Genomic DNA, 20,993 nt, shown 5'->3' with positions numbered 1-20,993 from the left:
TTGAGATTTCAATCCACACTCCCAATACAGGGAGTGACCGTACTATTACAGCCCGGCTGGTAGGGTTGAAAAATTTCAATCCACACTCCCAATACAGGGAGTGACGTGTATGGTAACTTGATAATCACCAAACAGATTATTTCAATCCACACTCCCAATACAGGGAGTGACCAAAGCCCGCATCGTTCACTAGGTCTGTTAGGTATTTCAATCCACACTCCCAATACAGGGAGTGACAGCGAGATATTGATAAAAATATTTCTATCTTACTATATGTAGTATCGTATCACTTTCACTATCTATAAAACAAGGTATTAATCAGAAAGTATCCGTCTTATATATTGGATTTTATGTGCGAATCTACCGGGGAATTCATGGGCGCTTCATGTTCGCGTATTTTGTTCATAGTTTTCAATTAAATTATTTTCATATCTTAGTTATAATAGATGTATAGTCTAAGTGCAGCACATTCAAATTAATGAGGATAGTAACTAAATATTAGAGAACTTAATCCGTTAGTCTTTACTAAAGGTGTATTCAATCTAGTAAAGGCTTATTCCTGCTTCAAGCCAATAAAAATATGACAAATTCTGAGTCCTTCCAGGCACGAATAAGGTGTAAAACTAAAAGCAGCCACTTTACTTGAAAAGGTTGGTGTGATAGTCTGAAAGACATCTATTTGTATTTCTAATTGTAAGGAGTTTTTTATTTTGATAGAAAATAAAAGAGAGTTTTATCAATCAAAAGGGAAGCTTTTTCTCGGAATCATTTTTTCATTATTATTTGTTGCTTTTGGCGCTTTTATGGCATATCTTGCATATATGGAAGAATCGATACTAATTATCACTTTGGCATTATTTATAATTGTTTTATTTAGTTTCTTTGCCGTTTCGAATATATTGAAAGTGATCCGAGGGTATCCTTATATTACGATCACAGATGAATATCTTCAATTAGATTCGTTTACGAAAAGTGAAGTAAGCCTTTATTTTACGGATATTGAATACATAAAGGTATCTGAAATTACGTTTCAAAGTGTCATAGAGATTGCTTTATATACGAAGGTGATTATTTTGCTCAACTATCGTTTCATAATAAAATGAGATTATTTATGAATCGGATAGCTGGGTTTTCTCTGTTTACGATTAACCCAAAAGCCGTTCGAAAACCGGAACGCCCTGCATTATTAAAAATGTTGGATCTTATTATTCAACAAAAACGAAGCGACACAGCTCCCGTCAATGACAATGCAATCAATGAAGAAGCAGACTTTATGAAAAAGTATGATCCATTCCAGCAGATTGATCGATCCATCAATCGTTCATACTTTTTAAAATCTTACGGGTACGGCCTTATTCTATTTGCTTTCCCGTTTATTTTGTTCTTACTTACTGGTAAAAATAATAATCATTTATTTTATATTATTGTAAGCTTCATTTTATATCCTTTTGCGAAAGTGTTAATCGATAGATTGTTTGGGTTTAAGTTAAGATATATACTTAAAAAGCAACAAGGCCCTACCCATAATCTTGAACAACTAATGATTATTTTTGACCTTGTTATATTCCATCTGAGTTTATTCATTGCTCCTATTGGAATAGTATTCTTATTGATAAGTTATATCGTTATGCGGAGGAAGCGATCCGATAATTGAAAGTTATTTCTCCGTGTGTTTCAAGGAGTTCAATATGAAGGATTATCTCATTCTATTCGATACCATTTTAGGTGAACGTATTGATCTGGAAAAAATAATAAAAAATTTAAGAAATGATATGCTTCCATTATAAATGAACCTCCAATAAGCTCCCTAAGTACTTTATTCGTTATGTAAAAATAATTTATGCACTCTTGTACTATAATTAAAAAAGATTGGAGCTATTTACATGAAAAAAAGAAATTTCTTAATTGCGGCATCTCTGCTAGTTATTTTATTAGTCGGAATGTCCGCTTGCAGCAGCAATTCATCTGATGATGACATTACATCAACTAAAAATCAGTCAAACTCTGAAAGTACGCCACAGAGCAAAGATGATTCATCTCAATCAAATGATTCGCATTCTGAAAGTACTCAAGCAGAAGATAATCAAAAGCAGGCTGATAATACAGAAGATACTACTTCGGCAAATACCACAAGTGAAAGTCAAGAGGAAAAAGTAGAGGGAAGGAGAGCAGAGTTTCTTGAAAGACTAGACAATATCCAAAAGGAACTTGATGCTTTACCAGAAAAGGAACATGCTGATAAGGGTGTCACCAATGCTATGAAAAACTATTATGGGCGTGCTTATGAAATGTATGACGAGGAATTAAATGAGATTTATGCTTTACTAAAAAAAGAATTGTCCCCAGAGACCATGGAGGATTTAAAAGCAGAACAAATTCAATGGATAGACCAAAAAGAAGATAAGGCAAATAAAGAAAGACTGGAATATGAAGGCGGAACTTTTGAAAATGTTGCATTATATATGTCTTTATACGAATCTACAAAGGACAGAAGTTATGAATTAGTAAACAAATATATGACAGATTAAAAGCTGGAAGCATGGATTTGCAATGTTTGGGGAGAAACAACCTTAAGATGATATAAAATCAACTGAAATGCCTTATAAAGAAGGAGCATCCATAAGTACGATTGAAGCAGGAAATCAATGGATTTCATTGGTTCTACTTACTGATATTTTTTACAAAATGAAACCAATCCTCATGCTTCAACGTAATTAAAAATAGAACCTATTATTTCTAGGAGGCATTCTATGTATGCAGAAGAAATAAATGGGAAATTGATTCGAGTCAGAGGTGCAATCAATAAGAAACTGAAGTGGGAAAAACAGCTTGCTGATTATCATACGGAATTAATAGAGGTTGAAAATGAGATTAGTAGATTGGAAAAGGAGCTTATTGCTGAGAAAAAAGATGTTAGAAGGTTAGAGCGAATTGGTATAACAAACCTGATACAAACATTTTTTGGATCGAAGCACGAAAAGCTGAGACAGGAAAAGCAAGAAGTAATTGCGATACAATTACAGCTTGAAGAAGCTGAAAAAACGAAGCAAGAAATTAATGAATCAATGAATGAATTGCATAATAAATTACAAGAGGTTATGAAGGCTGATCAAGACTATCAATTCCTTTTAGCTGAAAAGGAAAGAATCATCAAGGAAAGAGATGCTGAATTCGGGAATCGTTTGTTCGAATTAAATGAGAATGAAGGAGATCTGGAAGCATACATGACGGAACTTGATGAAGCTATAGAAGCTGGGAACAAAGTGAAGCATGCGCTTAGCAATGTTATAGAGTCACTAGAAAGTGCGGAAGGCTGGGGGACATTGGACATGTTTGGTGGTGGGATGATTTCAAGTATGGTAAAGCATGATCATATTGATAAGGCAACAGATTATATTCACCAAGCGCAAACGAGCATGCGGAACTTTCAAAAGGAATTATTAGATGTTGATGATGTGTCGGATTTGCAAATAGATATTTCAGGAATGCTGAAATTTGCCGACTTTTTCTTTGATGGTTTCATTGTAGATTGGATGGTCCAAGGGAGAATTAAAGATTCCTTAGAGCAAGCTAGGGATCAACATGCTGGTGTCGTAACGATTATTCAAAAATTAGAAATGACTTTGGAGGGAAAATCAAAGGAGCTATCTGTCATACAAACAGAGAAAAAGGCATTAATAGAAGGACTTTAAGGGCGAGGTATGCTCACTAACTTCATGGTAATCAACAAATTCAAATTATATGAAAATACAACAGGTTATAAATAGCTTTAACAGCGTTTACATTCCTTCTCGCGAAATGAGGAAAGCCTGTACTAAAGTGCTTAGAGCAAATGTAATTATGCTGAAGATTTGAGAAAAGAATAACAAAATCAAACATGGCAACTGTCTCCTGTAAGCAATCATAGACCGTTATGAATATTTTGATCTTCAAACTCCCAATATGGGAGTGGCAAAGGGTTGTAAGAGAATTTCTCCTTACTAAGTGGAAGGTTCCCGCAAAAATCAGATAAAATAGGGGGCTTCTATCAGCAATATGATAAGTAAAAAGCAAAATTAATATAGGTAAACACACTAATTATCAGATAAAGTATCTTTTAAATTAATCGTTTTGGAAACGTAAGGCCTAATAAATGTGTGTGCTGTTCCATTTAGTTCGAACTGCAATTTCTTTATTAGTTGAGTATCTTCTAATTCTTTGAACCAAGTGCTTATAGTTCTTGAAGATTAGTTGAAAGAGTTGGATATATAAAACTATGATAACATTTCGTGCTCCCAATATAGCAACGCACAAGCTATGTCACCCAGCCCATTTAATTGCTATTTCAATCTACGCTCCCAAAACAGGGAGCGACACGAGATATTGACGAACCTAACACCTCGCCTCTATATAGTAGTTTTATTCATTTCTTTTCCTTGATTCACGTCAAAAATTTACTCATTTCATGCACATAACCCTGCATTTTCTGCGCAAACCTCCCCACAAAACCATGTTCACTTCAGGTCCGCGCATTAGTAATATAGTGGCACTTCTTGTTTCAATACAGATTGTCACAAGTATTTTTTGATTCAGAATTGGTTTCGACGATAAGAATAGAGACTGTCAAACATAAGGTAATAAGTAAAGAACTTCAACCGCTAATAGATGCTTTAAATATAGTAAGAGCTTTTTCAAGTTTCCATCTAACAAAAATATAACAAATATGGGGTTGTTTCAGGTATGAATAAGCAAAAAATGGTAGAAATTACTCGGGTCTTAAGGTATACTGTAAAGTAATGGGGATATTTTCTTTATTTCTGATAGTCTAGTATATTTTTTTTATAACATCTAAGGTATACAATTTTTTGTAAGCGTTTTATTTTATAATAGAAATATGGAAAATTAATAAATTTAGAGGAGGGTGTCCTTTGTTTATAGCTCATATTCGCAAAAGTGATCATGTAATCCAAACGGTTCAAGACCACCTTGAAGGGGTTGCCTGTCTAGCGCGGAGATATGGTAAATCGATAGCGCTAGCTGCTCACACAGAATTATCTGGTTTACTCCACGATATGGGTAAATACACGGAAGCTTTTACGACCTACATAAGAAACGCGGTGCTTTATGATGATGTGGCGAGCACTAAGATTGATCACTCCACCGCAGGAGCAAAATATTTATATGAAAATTATTATGGGAAGGATCCCTTGCAAAATCTCGTAGTAGAAACGGTAGGGATGGCTATTTTATCTCACCACTCCGGCCTGCAGAATTTTATCCAGCCCGATACGAGTCAATCGGATTATATCCGCCGTGTGACAAATGTTGATTTACCACACTATCAGGAGGTAGTAGCCAACTTTGAGGCTGTTTCTGGAAACGTGGAAAAGGTAACTCAATTGATCGAAGAAGCTAAAAAAGAAGTCGAGGAATTTATGGAGCGGATTAAGCACCTAAATGGAAAAGAACGAACCATTCATTTAAATTATATGCAAAAACTCGTGTTTAGTTGCTTGATCGATGCGGACCGTACTGATACTCGCTGTTTTGAAGAGGATACGGAAGTAACGCTCTCAGATCATTCGGCTGTTTTTGAAGAAGGATATAAAAACCTGATGAATCAAGTGAACGAATGGGGAGAGGCGGTTCAACCCATTTATAAACTGCGGAACGAGATGTCCGAGAGTTGTGATAGAAAAGCGGATGAAGCCTCATCTATCATGACTTTATCCATCCCGACCGGGGGCGGGAAAACCTTTGCAAGCCTCCGTTACGCCTTAAAACATGCGATGCAGTACAAAAAAGAACGGATTATTTATGTAGTTCCTTACACAACCATTCTGGAACAAAATGCCGCGGCCGTCCGCGATATTATCAAACAGCCAGAAGCTGTCCTTGAACATCATGCGAATGTCATTGATGACAGCGGTTTGGATGATGAACCGGACTATTATCAGGAGGCATATCATAAACAGTTGCAGCTCGGGCGTGATAATTGGGACTATCCGATTATCTTTACGACAATGGTGCAGTTTCTGGATGCCTTTTTCCAAAAAGGAACGAGAAAAAGCCGGCGTCTCCATCATCTCACGAATAGCGTAATTATCGTGGATGAAGTACAGTCTGTTCCTTACAAACATTTCCATCTGTTTAATACAGCAATGAATTTTCTCCAAATGGTCGGAAATAGCAGCATCTTGCTTTGTACAGCAACACAGCCGGAAGTAGCTGAAATGAAGTATAAAATACACCTGGGGAAAAATGCGGAAATTGTACCAGACCTTGTGAAGACTGTCGACGCGTTTAAAAGAGTATCAATCATCAATAAAGTGGACAAGGGCGGTTGGAATCTCGAAAAAATAGCATCATTCACAGAAGAAGTCATGTCAGAAAACCAATCACTTTTGATCATTTTAAATACAAAGTCAGAAGTCCGGGGGCTTTATAAGCTGCTGGAAGAATTGAATATAGCGGAAGTTTATCATCTCAGCACCTCAATGTGCCCGGCGCACCGAATGGAGAAGCTGGATAAGATACGGGACAAATTGGGTAAAGAACGAATCATATGTGTCAGTACACAATTGATTGAAGCTGGTGTCGATATTAGCTTTGAATCCGTGATCCGCTCTCAGGCGGGACTCGATTCGATTGCTCAAGCGGCTGGTCGCTGCAACCGAAATGGGGAGCGAGAAGAAGGGAAAGTTTATATCATCCGCTCCGCAGAAGAAAATCTTTCAAGACTGCCTGAAATCCGAATCGGCGGAGAAGTGCTGGCAAATTATATCTTGAATAATGAAGACTTTGACGGCAATTATTTAAGTCCTTTGGCAATCCAGACTTATTTCAGACATTTCGATGCCCAGGCTGGACGTGTGATAAAAGTAGTGCCACCACCGTTGGATTGCCCTCTTATTAGTCACCTGAACGGGAGACATCCTAACGCGGGAAAAGCAAGCACCATCTCTAAAGGTATGTTTAAGACAGTAGAAAAGCATTTTGAAGCAATTGAATCGCCTACAACATCTGTGATCGTTCCTTACGCGGGAGGCGAAGATATTATTGCTTCACTCAACCAAGACCTCGACATCAAAGAATTCAGCAACATTATGAAACAGGCACAGCAATATTCCGTAAATCTCTTTGACTATGAAATACAGAAACTCAGTCAAAATAACTTGCTCGTACCCCTTTACGACAATTCGATTTATTGTCTCACGGAGCGGGCGTATGATGAAGATTTCGGCGTCACGATAGATGGAGAAGGTTCGATGATGGATTATAACTTTTAAGGAGGTGATACCAATGAGGAACCAGATTGAATTTGTTGTTCATGGCAAATATGCCTTGTTCACCGATCCCGTGACTCGGATTGGCGGGGAGAAATTTACATACCAAATCCCCACATACCAAGCTTTAAAGGGAATCGTAGAATCGGTGTACTGGAAGCCAACGCTGACTTGGTATATCGATGAGGTACGTGTCATGAACCCAATCCAGACAGAGGTTAAGGGAGTTCGTCCGATCAAATATCAAAGCAATTCCAATGATTTAATGTACTACACCTACTTACGTGAGCCTGTCTACCAAGTACGGGCCCATTTTGAATTCAATGAAAACAGACCCGATCTTGCTTATGACAGAAACGAGCACAAACATCACAACATCGCAAAGCGAGCGGTGAAAAAAGGCGGTCGGCGTGATGTATTTCTCGGAACACGTGAATGTCAGGGGTATGTAGAAGATTGCGCGTTTGGTGAAGGCGAAAGTTTTTATGATGATTATGGTGAAGTAAGTTTTGGTCCGATGTTCCACGGGTTTACTTATCCGGATGAGGGAGATCAGGAAACGCTTCAGGCACGAATTTGGGTACCTACGATGAAAAACGGAATTATCCGATTCAAGCGCCCGGAGGAATGTGAAATCATCCGGGACGTCCGGAAAGGCTCCATGAAACAATTTACCAAAGGAGAAAACTTCACCGATGTGGATCAAGAATACGAAGAGATGTTTAAGGAGGTGTGAAAATGAGCTGGATGCAGCAGTTAAGCAAAGTGTATGAAAATAATATGGACCATGTTGGAGAGTTTGAGGAAAGGCAGAATCAGCGGATAACGTTGCTCCCTGTTTCTCACGTTATGCAGAGTGCCCAAATTGAAATTTTGATTAATAGAGATGGAGAATTTGTGAGTGCGAAAGTTATTGAGAAAGAGAATGCGCGGACGATTGTGCCTGCTACCTCCGCATCAGCAAACCGCAGTAATTCGAGTGCGCCCCACTATATCCATGACAAATTGTTTTACGTTGCCGGCGACTACGTAGCTTATACCGGGGAGAATAAGCGTGAAAAACATCATCAGGATTACCTAGGGCAAATGAAAGAATGGGCTGAATTTCCAAACGCACCAAAAAAAGTGAAAGCAATCTATCAATATGTCAAAAAAGGAAATGTGATAGAGGACCTAATTAATGAAAAAGTAATCCCGGTAGACAGCAACAATGAAGTAATCACCAAGTGGACTTCATCCGAGGAAAAGCCATTGATTTATAAAGTGGTACCTGGTGACATTCTATCTGCATTTGTTCGATTTGATGTGCTTCACGAAAGAGCAGATGATCCTTTTATCTGGGAAGATAAACAATTATTTGATGACTATATCGAATACCAGGAAACAATTGCAGAGATGGAAAAAGGCTACTGCTATGTTACGGGAAAGGAAACGATACTGACCACACAGCATGGCTCGCGGATTCGAAACGCCGGTGACATGTCGAAGTTGATTTCTGCCAATGACAACAGCGGTTACACATACCGCGGAAGATTCGCAAAACCAACCGAAGCAGTACAAATCGGCTACGATGTCTCTCAAAAAGCACATCATGCACTGCGTTGGCTCCTACAACGACAGGGGACTTATGTGGATTCCCGTTACTTTGTTTCATTTGGTGTAGAGGAAGTAGAGGTGGCTGATCCGCTTGAAGGAACAGCAAATCATTTATTCGATTTCTTCTCTGCGGAAATGGATGAAGATACTAAAACGCACATTTATACAGAAGAAATTGTAGCGAAGGAATTAAATAAGGCGCTGCAAGGAAAAAGGCATGAGCTGAAAAAAGATATGTTGGAAAATATTATCGTTATGTCCGTGGATGCTGCAACGCCAGGCAGGCTTGCTATTGTGTACTATCAGGAACAAAATGCGGATTTATATTATGAAGCACTAGCCCATTGGCATCGTACATGTTACTGGCTTATGAGTTTTAAAAATGAAAATAAATGGATTTCATATCATGGTGCTCCTTCCACCTATCAGATTGTAGAAGCTGTCTATGGGAGGAATGGAGATCCAAGGATGAAGAAAGAGTTATATACAAGGTTGCTCCCGAGTATTACAGAAAAGAAGGCAATCCCGAAAGATATCGTTCAGACGTTGTTTAATAGGGTAAAAAATCCATTTAGCTTTGAGGGATTGGGACAGTGGAATTCTGTTATAAACATTGCATGCGCACTGATTAATAAGCAATACGAAAAGGAGGGATTTACCGTGGCGTTACAGGGAGAGAACTCATCAAGAGATTATTTGTTTGGAAGATTGCTGGGTATTGCGGAAGTAATGGAGCAAAGACAACTGAAAGAAAGAGATGAAGGTAGAGCAACGAATGCCACCAGATATTTTAATGCGTTTTCTCAGCATCCTGCCCGTACCTGGATGGTCATCCGAAAGCAGCTCAATCCATATTTTGAGCGTTCCGGAGGACAAACAGGATATTATGCAATGCTCATTCAGCAGATAGAAGATAAGCTGGCAGTGGAGAATATGACCGACGCCCCGCTCAGCCCAGTTTTCCTATTGGGGTACAGCAGTCAAATCCAACATTTATATACAAAAAAGGAGGAAAATGAAAATGACAGCGTTGCAGAATAAAATTGACTTTGCAGTAGTATTTACAGTCGATAAAGCAAATCCAAACGGGGACCCGTTAAATGGTAATCGTCCACGTCAGGATTTTTTAGGATATGGAGAGGTATCTGATGTGGCAATTAAGCGGAAGTTACGTAACAGATTACAGGATGATGGGGAGGAAATTCTTGTTCAGTCGGATGAAAGGCGATCTGATGCATTCCGTAGTATCAAAGACAGGGTAGATTCAGTGGAAGAATTGAAAAAATTACTGACCAAGTCGAAAGCAACAGGAGCAGACGAAGAATCAGCTGAAATGATAGCAAGCAACACCTGGTATGATGTGCGTGCTTTTGGACAAGTGTTTGCATTTAAAGGGACAAAAATGTCTATCGGCATCCGCGGTCCGGTATCTATTCATACTGCAACAAGTGTGGAGCCGGTAGATATATCTAGTATGCAGATTACAAAGAGTGTTAACTCGATCACAAATACAAAAGATCCGGGTCAAAAAACATCCGACACGATGGGGATGAAACATCGAGTAGATTTTGGTGTATATGTATTTTACGGAAGCATTAATCCGCAGCTCGCTGAACGTACTGGATTTACTTATGAAGATGCACAAAAACTGAAAGAAGCGTTAAAAACATTGTTCGCAAACGATGCATCTTCCGCACGACCAGACGGTAGTATGGAGGTAAATAAAGTATTCTGGTGGGAGCATGATTCGAAATTAGGAAATTATTCTTCTGCTAAAGTTCATCGGACCGTACACGTGAAAAAGGTAGAAGACAATCTTCCTCATTCTATTGAAAATTACAAGATTACAGTAGATGAGCTGGAAGGACTGCCAGTTGAAGAACATGACGGGCTATAATGAACAAGATTATCTGATGCTTTCAGGGATCCAGCATTTTGTATTCTGCAAGCGGCAGTGGGCGCTTATTCATGTGGAGCAGGAGTGGGCTGAGAATGTATTGACGGTAGAAGGAAATGCCCTCCATGAGAAGGCTGACGACCCTTTCATACGCGAAAAAAGGGGAGATACCATTTTTGTCCGCGCGCTGCCTGTTCATTCAAGCTCGCTTGGCATCAGTGGCATCTGCGATATGGTGGAATTTACAAGAGATGAAGACGGTATTCCTTTAGACAAAGAGGAAGGGCTGTATTCTGTAAAACCAATAGAATATAAAAAGGGCAAACCCAAAAAGCATGATGCCGATATTTTGCAGCTAGCTGCTCAGTCCCTGTGTCTCGAGGAAATGCTCGGAACAGTGATTGAGGAGGCTGCACTCTACTACCATGAAATCAAACGAAGGGAACCAGTCCCTATCACAAATAATCTCAGGAATAGAGCAAAAGAAATGTTAAAAGAAATGCATCATTACTATGGTAGAAAGCACACTCCAAGGGTAAAAACTGGAAAACATTGCTTAAGATGCTCATTACGGGATATCTGTTTGCCGGAAATGCTGGAAAGAGAAAAAGTATCTGCGTACATGAATAGGATGTTGGCGGAATGAAAAAATTACTTAATACTGTTTACGTTTCTCAGCCCGATATCTATTTGGCTCTTAAAGGAAAAAATCTAAACCTTATAAAAGAAGATGAATCAATTGCACGTGTCCCGCTTCATAATATCCAGGCGATTTGTACCTTTGGACATCAAGGAGCAAGCCCAGCACTAATGGCTGAATGCATGGAACAAAATATTAGTCTCACCTTTTTCACAAGCGCGGGCAGATTTCGCGGGCGGCTAACGGGAGAGTCGAATGGCAACGTTTTGTTGCGGAAAAAACAATATAGAATTTCCGACTCAGAAGATGAAAGCTTACGGGTAGCTAGACATATGATCGTTGGGAAAATCTTTAACAGTGAGCAACTGTTAAATCGTACGTGGAGAGACCATGTACTGCGCGTGAATTCAGAGCGGATTAAACATGCAATCAGTAGTCTTGCAAAAGCCCGACAGCACATACTTACATGCATCAATTTAGAAGATTTAAGAGGAATTGAAGGAAACGCCGCAAGTGTTTATTACAGTGTTTTTGACGAATGCATTCTGCAGAATAAAGAAGATTTCACATTCTCGCATCGTAACCGGAGACCGCCATTAGACCGAATAAACGCCTTACTGTCTTTTTCGTATTCTTTACTGGCATCGGAAACAGCGGCTGCTCTAGAAGGGGTCGGACTTGATTCGTATGTAGGTTTTTTGCATCGTGACCGGCCAGGAAGAACTTCTCTTGCTTTAGATGTCATGGAAGAGTTGCGACCATTGATTGCAGACCGATTTGTTTTAAAGATAGTTAATAGAAAACAGATTCATGCAAAGGATTTTGTTATTAAAGAAAATGGTGCTGTCATCCTTAAAGATGATGCGAGAAGGAAATTTCTGCAGCTATGGCAGGAAAATAAGGAGTCTGAAATTACTCACCCGTATTTAAAAGAAAAAATCTCCTGGGGATTAATCCCGCATGTGCAAGCATTATAATTAGCCAGATTTTTAAGGGGAGACCTTGATGCATATCCTCCAATTTTACTTAGGTAGGTGAAGAAAGTGTTAATACTAGTAACCTATGATGTCCAGACGGTGTCTGCGAGTGGCCAAAAAAGATTGAGAAAAGTAGCTAAGAAGTGTGAGGAATACGGGGTCCGAGTGCAGAATTCTGTATTTGAGTGTGTGGTGGACAGTACGCAATTACGCCAGTTGGAACTAAGCTTAGAATCAATCATCGATCCATCTGTTGATAGTCTTCGGTTCTATCGCTTAGGGAACAATTATGAAAATAAGGTGAAGCATATAGGTGCTAAACCGTCGCTTGAAGTAGAAAAGCCACTGATTTTTTAATGCGCGAACCCGAAGTGACCATGATTTTCCAGGGAGGTTCGCGTAGAATATGCATGTTTACTTAAGGAAATAGAAGGAATTTTGATTGAATTAGTGAAAAGTAATGGATAGACTACTATATGTAGAGGCGAAATGTTGGATTTGTCAATATCTCGCAGTCGCTCCCTGTATGGGGAGCGTGGATTGAAATAACCTTGACCGATTGGTTAGATTGTCCATTGACGGTCGCTCCCTGTATGGGGAGCGTGAATTGAAATATCAAGTGATCGTGTTCATCTTTGGTCATAATAGTCGCTCCCTGTATGGGGAGCGTGGATTGAAATTTCATTGTAAGCTAAATTTAAGCCATCAACCTCTCGTCGCTCCCTGTATGGGGAGCGTGGATTGAAATTGCCATGATGGTCATATAGAGTCCAAGACTCATCGTCGCTCCCTGTATGGGGAGCGTGGATTGAAATCTTTCCTCCTGATATAACCAATGGTCTTGTATCTTGTCGCTCCCTGTATGGGGAGCGTGGATTGAAATAATTAACAACAATAATTCTATAGAAAATAAGGGTCGCTCCCTGTATGGGGAGCGTGGATTGAAATAGTCAGTCTTGCTCTTGCTTCTTCTGGACCGTATTCGTCGCTCCCTGTATGGGGAGCGTGGATTGAAATCGAACGTCATGTTATCGATTGGTTCGTCCATTTCGTCGCTCCCTGTATGGGGAGCGTGGATTGAAATATGTATAATACCTCCTAAAATATAAAAGAGCGCCGTCGCTCCCTGTATGGGGAGCGTGGATTGAAATTTCATACAAGAACCTTTCCCCGGCACTAACCAGGTCGCTCCCTGTATGGGGAGCGTGGATTGAAATTTCCATGGAAATACCTTCACGGCTTGCATATCGACCGTCGCTCCCTGTATGGGGAGCGTGGATTGAAATCATTTCCATACCGTCGTTCCACTGGTCCGTTATTGTCGCTCCCTGTATGGGGAGCGTGGATTGAAATCACTAAGTAGTGCGCCAGCAAGCAAATCCGTTGATGTCGCTCCCTGTATGGGGAGCGTGGATTGAAATCACTAAAAGCAATCATCATCACAAAAACTGCTAGTCGCTCCCTGTATGGGGAGCGTGGATTGAAATGCGAAGATTGAGCCTGCAACTGACGAAACTCCCTAGTCGCTCCCTGTATGGGGAGCGTGGATTGAAATAAATAATCGATAATTTCTTTGTACGGAATGTCGGGTGTCGCTCCCTGTATGGGGAGCGTGGATTGAAATTGCTAGTCCGTAATTTTCAATGTGTTCTAACCGGTCGCTCCCTGTATGGGGAGCGTGGATTGAAATGCCCTCTACTCTGATAGCTGTTGCATTATCCATCGTCGCTCCCTGTATGGGGAGCGTGGATTGAAATTGGAAAAGATTTAGAAAATGGGGTGGAGTACCAACGTCGCTCCCTGTATGGGGAGCGTGGGTTGAAATACCATTACCAATTGCTACAATATTGCTTCTTTTGTCGCTCCCTGTATGGGGAGCGTGGATTGAAATTATTTTCAACATGTGTGACTGTTCCGTCACGTACCGTCGCTCCCTGTATGGGGAGCGTGGATTGAAATTGATAACATTACCAGACATTCCAGAAAAAGTATTCCGTCGCTCCCTGTATGGGGAGCGTGGATTGAAATTTAGTACCATTCCTCAACACTGCTTGGAACGACAGTCGCTCCCTGTATGGGGAGCGTGGATTGAAATTCTCCGTCTTTACTAAATGAGTACAGTGACAAACCGTCGCTCCCTGTATGGGGAGCGTGGATTGAAATTCCAATCTCGGCGTCTTCTAACTTGAATATTTTCCGTCGCTCCCTGTATGGGGAGCGTGGATTGAAATTATGCCTGATATCTTGAATTTTAGCCATTAAAAAGTCGCTCCCTGTATGGGGAGCGTGGATTGAAATACCAAAAGCATGAATGGCCCGATGATCTGCAAGGTCGCTCCCTGTATGGGGAGCGTGGATTGAAATCGTAGACAACTAGATGATTTATACATAGAGAGATGTCGCTCCCTGTATGGGGAGCGTGGATTGAAATACTGAACCATAACCAACTATATGCTTTGGTTCAATGTCGCTCCCTGTATGGGGAGCGTGGATTGAAATCATCTAACACGGCTTTTATGATTTCATCTGCCAGTCGCTCCCTGTATGGGGAGCGTGGATTGAAATCCAGCCGGAATAGAATCCGGAGTCCCCGAAAACCGTCGCTCCCTGTATGGGGAGCGTGGATTGAAATATCGTTTAAACAGGCTTACGGCATTGATTTATACGTCGCTCCCTGTATGGGGAGCGTGGATTGAAATAGAAATGGTGAGCACGAAAGGAAAGCAGAGGAACGTCGCTCCCTGTATGGGGAGCGTGGATTGAAATATCTATATATTTTTTCTCGCCAACATTTGCCAAGTCGCTCCCTGTATGGGGAGCGTGGATTGAAATCTTATGCTAATTGCTTATTTTTGCATTAAAAAAGTCGCTCCCTGTATGGGGAGCGTGGATTGAAATAAATGTCTATAATTTAAATTCATTTACTAACCGGTTTAATTCTTCTGCTAACTTTGCAAGCTCATCCGAACTAGCGGTAACCTCTTCCATCGCAGAGCTTGTTTGCTGGGTTGATGCAGAAGTTTGCTCCACACCTGCTGCTGATTCTTCTGAGATAGCTGCAATTTCTTGGATGGATGTATTCATCGCTTGGTTATTTGCTGCGATGTCCATAAGGTTTTCGGATGCAACGTTAATTTTATTTCCCATATCTGCAACAGCTGCACGAATCTTCTCGAATGTTTCACCTGTTGTTTTTATTTGCTCCGTGCCTTGTACTACGTCTGTATATCCTTCTTTCAAGGAGGTGACGACCATACTAGATTCATTTTGAATGCTATTTACAATATCTGTAATGTTTGTTACAGAGTCAGAAGATTGTTCAGCAAGCTTTCTCACTTCATCGGCAACAACAGCGAATCCTTTTCCTTGTTCACCGGCTCGGGCAGCTTCGATGGCTGCATTTAGTGCTAGTAAATTTGTTTGATCAGCAATATCTTGAATAACTGAAACCAACTCTGAAATCTCTTGCGCGTGCGTGTCTAATCCCTCTACTTTTCTAACCGCATGATGGACAATTTTGTCAATAACAGCCATTTGCTCAGTAGAGGATTTCATTAACTCGGCTCCTTCGTCGGTCATTTGTAAAACCTCATCTGAAGATTGTTGGATGTGTTCACTATTTTCACTTGTCTCTTGCACTTTTGTAGTAAATACATTCATCTTGGAAGAAAGCTCACTTGCATTATTTGCTTGAGATTCGGAACCTGCTGCGATTTCTTGCATGGTTGATGCTACTTGTTCCGTCCCAGTCATTACTTCATTTGAAGATTGGGTTAGCTCTTCACTTTGGTTTGCTACGGTTTCAGACACGGTGTTAATCTGATGTAGTAGATTGCGCATATTTTTATTCATTTCATTTGTCGCAACACTTAGTTGTCCAATTTCATCCTCTAATTTCACTTCAATTGGTTCTTTGCTTAAATCCCCATTTGCAATTTCCTTCATTCTATCCATGACCATTTGAATTCGAGTCGTAATTCTTTTTGTGGTGAAAAACGATACGGTGATTGCTACAATCAGTGCTAGACTTAAGGTGATGGCAATTGGGGTTAAAATAGTTCGTGCCTTTTCTTGGAACTCTTCTACATTAACCGTACCGCCAAGAATCCATCCTGTAGTTGGATTTTTTGTGAACGCCATGATCTTGTCTTTCCCCTCGAATTGATAGTCAACAATCCCCTGGTCCCCAACTTTTTCGATTGCTTGATAGAACTCACTCTGGGACCCATCTTCTCCAATATATTGTTCATCTGGATGTGTGATGTATTTGCCAGCACGATCTAACACTAATGCATAGCCAGAATCACCGATTTTTATGTCGTTAACCATTTCTAACAGTGTATCAACAGATACATCGAGGGCAAACACACCAACAAGTCCGCTCGTATCATAGTAAGCACGAGCTGCAGTGACTACCGTATAATCTGAGCCATCCGATTTATAAGGTTCTGTCCAGATTGTTTCTCCTTCTGCCTCTACAGCATCTTGATACCATGGTCGCTCGGTAGGATTGTAACTTGAATCTGAGTCATCATGAGGATCGATTATCTCTGCTGTTTCCTCAACACCAATATACTCTTCTGTTTCCTCAATACCAATATAAATACCGAAAATGGTATCATCCGAATCTTTCATTGCAGCTAAGTCTTCCAAAATCTGCTCTTTATTATCATTGTCATAGTTGGAAAGAAGTTCACTGGAAGTAAAGCGGTCTATTGTATTAATTATATTTTTAAAGAAGATTTCAAACGTATCATTCATCCCGGTCATCTGGTTTTCTACGTTTTTCGTAAGTTCCTCCGTTGTATTCCTTGCACTAGATTGATAGCTTACAAAAGCCACCGCTCCTACAGCTAAAATCAGTAGAATTAAAAAGGGAATGATAATTTGACGTTGTAAATTTTTCGTGAAAAAACCATTTCTCCTAGAGGCTTTATTTGTAACCCTCTTAACCTTCCCATTAGCTGTTTTATCATTTTTCATTTTTTCTATTTCCCCTTCCATTTGAATTATCTAAGTTTGGTTAATCTCTATCTTATGTTGATATAAATTTAAGCATTTCTACGACAAATGTAATAGAAAATACTACGAATTGTTATTTTTACTTCAACCAACCAGATCAGCGCTTTAACTTAAAAATAAAGATAGAGAAACAATGATTAAGAGTTAAAAGGATTGGTATATACTACCTATATCGGGCATTTGTATATTTAGTAAAGGGATCCCTTAAAAGAGTTAATAGTTGAATTATTGGGATAAAGGCGATGTTAGACTAAAATTAGACACACCAAATTGGGATTGTATAATAGCCAAGAAATAGATCGAAGTGTATTAAAGAACAAAGTGTAAGAGTTATGATAAGGAATTTAATTTATATGTTGAAAAACTTGCGGAAGAATCATAAAATAAACAAGTCCATTCCTTTGATTGAATGAACTTGTTTATTTTAAGTACTAGTATAGTAGAGTGGGGTCCGCATTTCTTTAGTTATCAGTTTTCAGTTATTTCGATAACTTATAAAAAGACTATTTAAGCGCATCTACTGTTATTTCGGTTGCTTGTTTTATCAAATCATCATTATATGATGCGTCTTCTGTATCACGGCTTGAAAGAATTGCAATGACAATAGGTTCTTGATCAGGTGGCCACACAATCGCAATATCATTTCGTGTTCCGTAACCACCTGCGCCGCTTTTATCGCCAACTGTCCATTCTTCAGGTACGCCGGCGCGGATTAATGTGTCCCCGGTAGTATTCGTTTGAAGCCACTCTAATAGCATATCTTGCTTGGGCTTAGATAGTAAATGATCATCAAGCGCGAAAGCTTGCAAGCTTGTAACAAGTGCCTTTGGAGTGCTTGTGTCACGAATGTCTCCTGGTTGAGCTTCATTTAAATTTGGTTCTGTCCGATTAGAATGTAAAACGGTATCTCCTATATCCCTCATTGCTTTCTCCAAACCATCCGGACCACCTAATTCATTAAATAATAAATTACCCGCAGTATTATCGCTGTAACGAATAGCTGCTTCGCTTAATTCCAATAAGGTCATTCCAGAATCTACATGTTTCTCTGTAATCGGGGAATAGGTGACCAAATCATCTTTCGTATAAGTAACCGTTTCGTTTAATTCTTCCATTGTGTTCTGTTGTAGAACCGCTCCAACTGCTAATGCTTTTACCGTAGAGGTAAAGGCGAATCGTTCATCAGCTTGATAATCAATTATTTTTCCAGAACCAGTGTCAATCGCATAAACACCAAGTTTAGCATCAAACTCTTTCTCTAATTGGGCGAAATGGTTGTCTATCGTCTGATTGGATTCTTCGTTACTTGAGTTAGATACGGACTCGCTCGAATCCTTTTCTTTTGTACATCCAATCAATCCAATGACTGCCATAAAGCAAATTGCTAGTATGAACTTTCTAGTATTGAATATCTTCTTCAAAATAAACCCTCCCTAAAAATTTAACTTGTAGACTACAAGTGTAATACAATATTACGTTTGTAGTCTATGATTGTCAATTACTTTTTTTATATTTTTTGTATTGAACAAACCATGCTAGCATGTTATATTACAATTGTAATATTGAGATAGACATGGTAAGTAGACATGTTTCCCACATACTTGATAAAGTGAAACTTCATTCAGTGGGGGTTTCCTTACCTCCCCAACTGAATGTTAGTTGAACAGAATCAGGTTTTGGTTTTCCCCCTTGTTTAGAGGTGGGGGTATTACAGAGCGTTAATACGTGATAAATTTACTGGTAACCGACAGAATTGAGGTCGAAAGCTATGTTTTTTACTAATTTTGTAATCAGTTTACTCTTACCTACCTTTACAATTATAGTAATTTTGCTGATTAAAAAGATATTCCAGAAGCAGCTATCAGCAAAATGGCATTATAATCTATGGTTTTTGTTATTATTTGCGTTGGCTATTCCATTTTTACCGGAAGAGCTCCTTCCTTTTGATGGTCATTTTATTGCTCTGGATTCCATTGAGAGTAACGAAAATCGTTACACTATTGATTCAGGAGAAGTGGAAGGAGAACGTGAAAATTGGATGAAGGATTTTTCAGTATCCGTCAATCGTTCAAGCCCTGATTTCTTAATCAATTTCTTTGTAAGTTTGTGGATGACAGGAATGCTATTTATGGGCATCTTGACCATAAAATCCTGGTATAAGCTAAAAACTATCAAAAAAACAACACAACTCATTCAAAATAAAGAATTGCTATTGCTATTTGAACAATGTAAGCAGCAATTAAAGCTAACTAAGCCTTTTACCTTTAACGTAAGCGTAAGAGAGTCGCCAGTAATAAAGTCTCCGCTGGCTTTTGGTTTATTTAAGCCCTATATCGTATTACCAACAAATTTAGATCAATGGCTTACTACGGAAGAGATCAAATATATTCTGCTGCACGAATTACATCATTTAAAAAACAAAGATGTCCTGACCAATTACTTTGTTATTATTTTCCAAATTCTGTACTGGTATCATCCACTAGTTTGGTTTTCTTTTAGAGAAATGAGGTTGGATCGCGAGATTGCTTGTGACACTGCGGTGTTAAATTCAATGGGTGGGGATTGTGCTGTCGATTACGGAAATACCATCTTAAATTTTGCTGAGAAAACGTCAAAATTAAAAAACCTTGCTTTGGCAAACCACTTGAATGGTTCAAAGAAGCATATTAAGAAACGTATCATCAATATTGCCGGTTTCACACAAGAATCTAAGCTGCTGAAACTAAAAAGTATACTCATTTTTCTCATGGTTGGGATAATCTTATCTTGTCAATTACCATTTGTTTCCGCTATGGCAAGTGGCAATGATCAATACAAATTTAATCATGAGCGCGTGACTTACGAGGATCTTAGTACGTATTTCAAGGATGATGAAGGTAGTTTTGTATTATATGATGCACAGGCTGATAGTTATAGGATTTATAATAAAAATCAAAGTACATTAAGGGTTTCACCGAATTCAACTTACAAAATTTATAGTGCATTATTTGGTATGGAGGCAAATACGATAACAAGTGAAAACTCCACTATCAAATGGGATGGTGAGGATTATCCTTTTGATTCCTGGAATAGAGATCATAATTTATATACAGCAATGGCGAATTCGGTAAACTGGTATTTTCAGGAATTAGATAAATCAATGCCACTTGATAAGATCCAAGAAAATTTAAAAGGAATTCATTATGGCAATTACGACGTTTCTGCTGGAAAAGAGCGTTATTGGATGGAGTCATCCTTAAAAATATCTCCAGTTGAACAGGTGCAATTGTTAAAAGCATTTTATTTCAATGAATTTGGCTTTGAAGAGAAGAATGTGCAAGCCGTTAAAGATTCGTTGCGAATTAAGGAATTAGACGATTTCCATTTATCTGGGAAAACCGGTACCGGTATGGTTAATGGTGAAAATATTAACGGCTGGTTTATTGGTTACGTAGAAAATGGAGTAAACATATACTTCTTTGCAACAAATATACAGAATGATACCGATGTGTCTGGAAGTAAAGCTGTAGATATTACATTATCTATTTTAAACGATAAAGGCATCTTTAAGGATGAATGAAATTGTGTCTAAGTGAAATGTTTTTCAGCAAATATAA

The 20,993-nt window shown here is 39.2% G+C and carries 14 protein-coding genes and 2 CRISPR repeat arrays (1 of these 16 cut by a window edge); of the genes, 12 read left to right on the top strand and 2 right to left on the bottom strand.

Annotated features, from left to right (window positions below; all coding sequences use genetic code 11):
• A CRISPR array of direct repeats spans positions 1–237; the repeat unit is 33 nt; unit sequence ATTTCAATCCACACTCCCAATACAGGGAGTGAC (it extends 1,272 nt beyond the left edge of the window).
• Between the two features lie 473 nt (positions 238–710).
• The 11 genes from GN217_RS03125 to cas2 all read left to right on the top strand — a co-directional run bounded on the left by GN217_RS03125 (position 711) and on the right by cas2 (position 12,732).
• A complete protein-coding gene (locus GN217_RS03125) occupies positions 711–1,103 on the top strand; it encodes an STM3941 family protein (RefSeq protein WP_156855184.1) in 393 nt (130 codons plus the stop codon).
• Entirely contained in the window at positions 1,100–1,654 is a 555-nt protein-coding gene (locus GN217_RS03120; RefSeq protein WP_156855182.1) for a hypothetical protein, read from the top strand. The genes GN217_RS03125 and GN217_RS03120 overlap by 4 nt, the downstream gene beginning before the upstream one ends.
• Positions 1,655–1,883: 229 nt before the next feature.
• Entirely contained in the window at positions 1,884–2,528 is a 645-nt protein-coding gene (locus tag GN217_RS03115) for a lysozyme inhibitor LprI family protein (protein ID WP_156855180.1), read from the top strand.
• Between the two features lie 222 nt (positions 2,529–2,750).
• On the top strand, positions 2,751–3,692 hold the full coding sequence (locus GN217_RS03110; RefSeq protein ID WP_156855178.1) for a coiled-coil domain-containing protein: 942 nt from the start codon (positions 2,751–2,753) through the stop codon (positions 3,690–3,692).
• A 1,215-nt stretch (positions 3,693–4,907) separates the two neighbouring features.
• Entirely contained in the window at positions 4,908–7,268 is a 2,361-nt protein-coding gene (gene cas3, locus GN217_RS03105) for a CRISPR-associated helicase Cas3' (protein ID WP_156855176.1), read from the top strand.
• Positions 7,269–7,281: 13 nt separating this feature from the next.
• Entirely contained in the window at positions 7,282–8,001 is a 720-nt protein-coding gene (gene cas5c / locus GN217_RS03100; RefSeq protein ID WP_156855174.1) for a type I-C CRISPR-associated protein Cas5c, read from the top strand.
• Between the two features lie 2 nt (positions 8,002–8,003).
• Positions 8,004–9,902, top strand: a complete 1,899-nt coding sequence (gene cas8c, locus GN217_RS03095) for a type I-C CRISPR-associated protein Cas8c/Csd1 (protein ID WP_156855172.1) — start codon at positions 8,004–8,006, stop codon at positions 9,900–9,902.
• Positions 9,883–10,758 carry a type I-C CRISPR-associated protein Cas7/Csd2 gene (gene cas7c / locus GN217_RS03090; RefSeq protein WP_156855170.1) on the top strand — a complete coding sequence of 292 codons (876 nt, stop codon included), beginning with the start codon at positions 9,883–9,885 and terminating at the stop codon, positions 10,756–10,758. The genes cas8c and cas7c overlap by 20 nt, the downstream gene beginning before the upstream one ends.
• Positions 10,745–11,404, top strand: coding sequence for a CRISPR-associated protein Cas4 (gene cas4, locus GN217_RS03085; protein WP_156855254.1), 660 nt, complete (start codon positions 10,745–10,747; stop codon positions 11,402–11,404). The genes cas7c and cas4 overlap by 14 nt, the downstream gene beginning before the upstream one ends.
• Positions 11,401–12,375, top strand: a complete 975-nt coding sequence (gene cas1c, locus GN217_RS03080) for a type I-C CRISPR-associated endonuclease Cas1c (protein ID WP_156855168.1) — start codon at positions 11,401–11,403, stop codon at positions 12,373–12,375. The genes cas4 and cas1c overlap by 4 nt, the downstream gene beginning before the upstream one ends.
• Before the next feature lie 66 nt (positions 12,376–12,441).
• Complete coding sequence (cas2, locus tag GN217_RS03075; protein ID WP_156855253.1) at positions 12,442–12,732, top strand: CRISPR-associated endonuclease Cas2; 291 nt, start codon at positions 12,442–12,444, stop codon at positions 12,730–12,732.
• Positions 12,733–12,889: 157 nt separating this feature from the next.
• A CRISPR array of direct repeats spans positions 12,890–15,273; the repeat unit is 33 nt; unit sequence GTCGCTCCCTGTATGGGGAGCGTGGATTGAAAT.
• Positions 15,274–15,279: 6 nt separating this feature from the next.
• On the opposite strand, the gene GN217_RS03070 is transcribed toward cas2, so the two are convergent.
• Both GN217_RS03070 and bla read right to left on the bottom strand, forming a co-directional pair.
• A complete protein-coding gene (locus GN217_RS03070) occupies positions 15,280–17,358 on the bottom strand; it encodes a methyl-accepting chemotaxis protein (protein WP_198042574.1) in 2,079 nt (692 codons plus the stop codon).
• A gap of 542 nt (positions 17,359–17,900) precedes the next feature.
• Positions 17,901–18,770, bottom strand: coding sequence for a class A beta-lactamase (gene bla / locus GN217_RS03065; protein WP_156855252.1), 870 nt, complete (start codon positions 18,768–18,770; stop codon positions 17,901–17,903).
• A 395-nt stretch (positions 18,771–19,165) separates the two neighbouring features.
• Here bla and GN217_RS03060 point away from each other — a divergent pair, with 395 nt between their 5' ends.
• Positions 19,166–20,956 carry a BlaR1 family beta-lactam sensor/signal transducer gene (locus GN217_RS03060; protein WP_198042573.1) on the top strand — a complete coding sequence of 597 codons (1,791 nt, stop codon included), beginning with the start codon at positions 19,166–19,168 and terminating at the stop codon, positions 20,954–20,956.
• The last annotated feature ends 37 nt before the right edge of the window (positions 20,957–20,993 follow it).

The organism is Oceanobacillus sp. AG, assembly GCF_009746545.1.
In the GTDB taxonomy this organism is placed as follows: Bacteria; Bacillota; Bacilli; order Bacillales; family Amphibacillaceae; genus Oceanobacillus; species Oceanobacillus indicireducens.
This window is presented reverse-complemented; position numbering and strand designations above follow the sequence as displayed.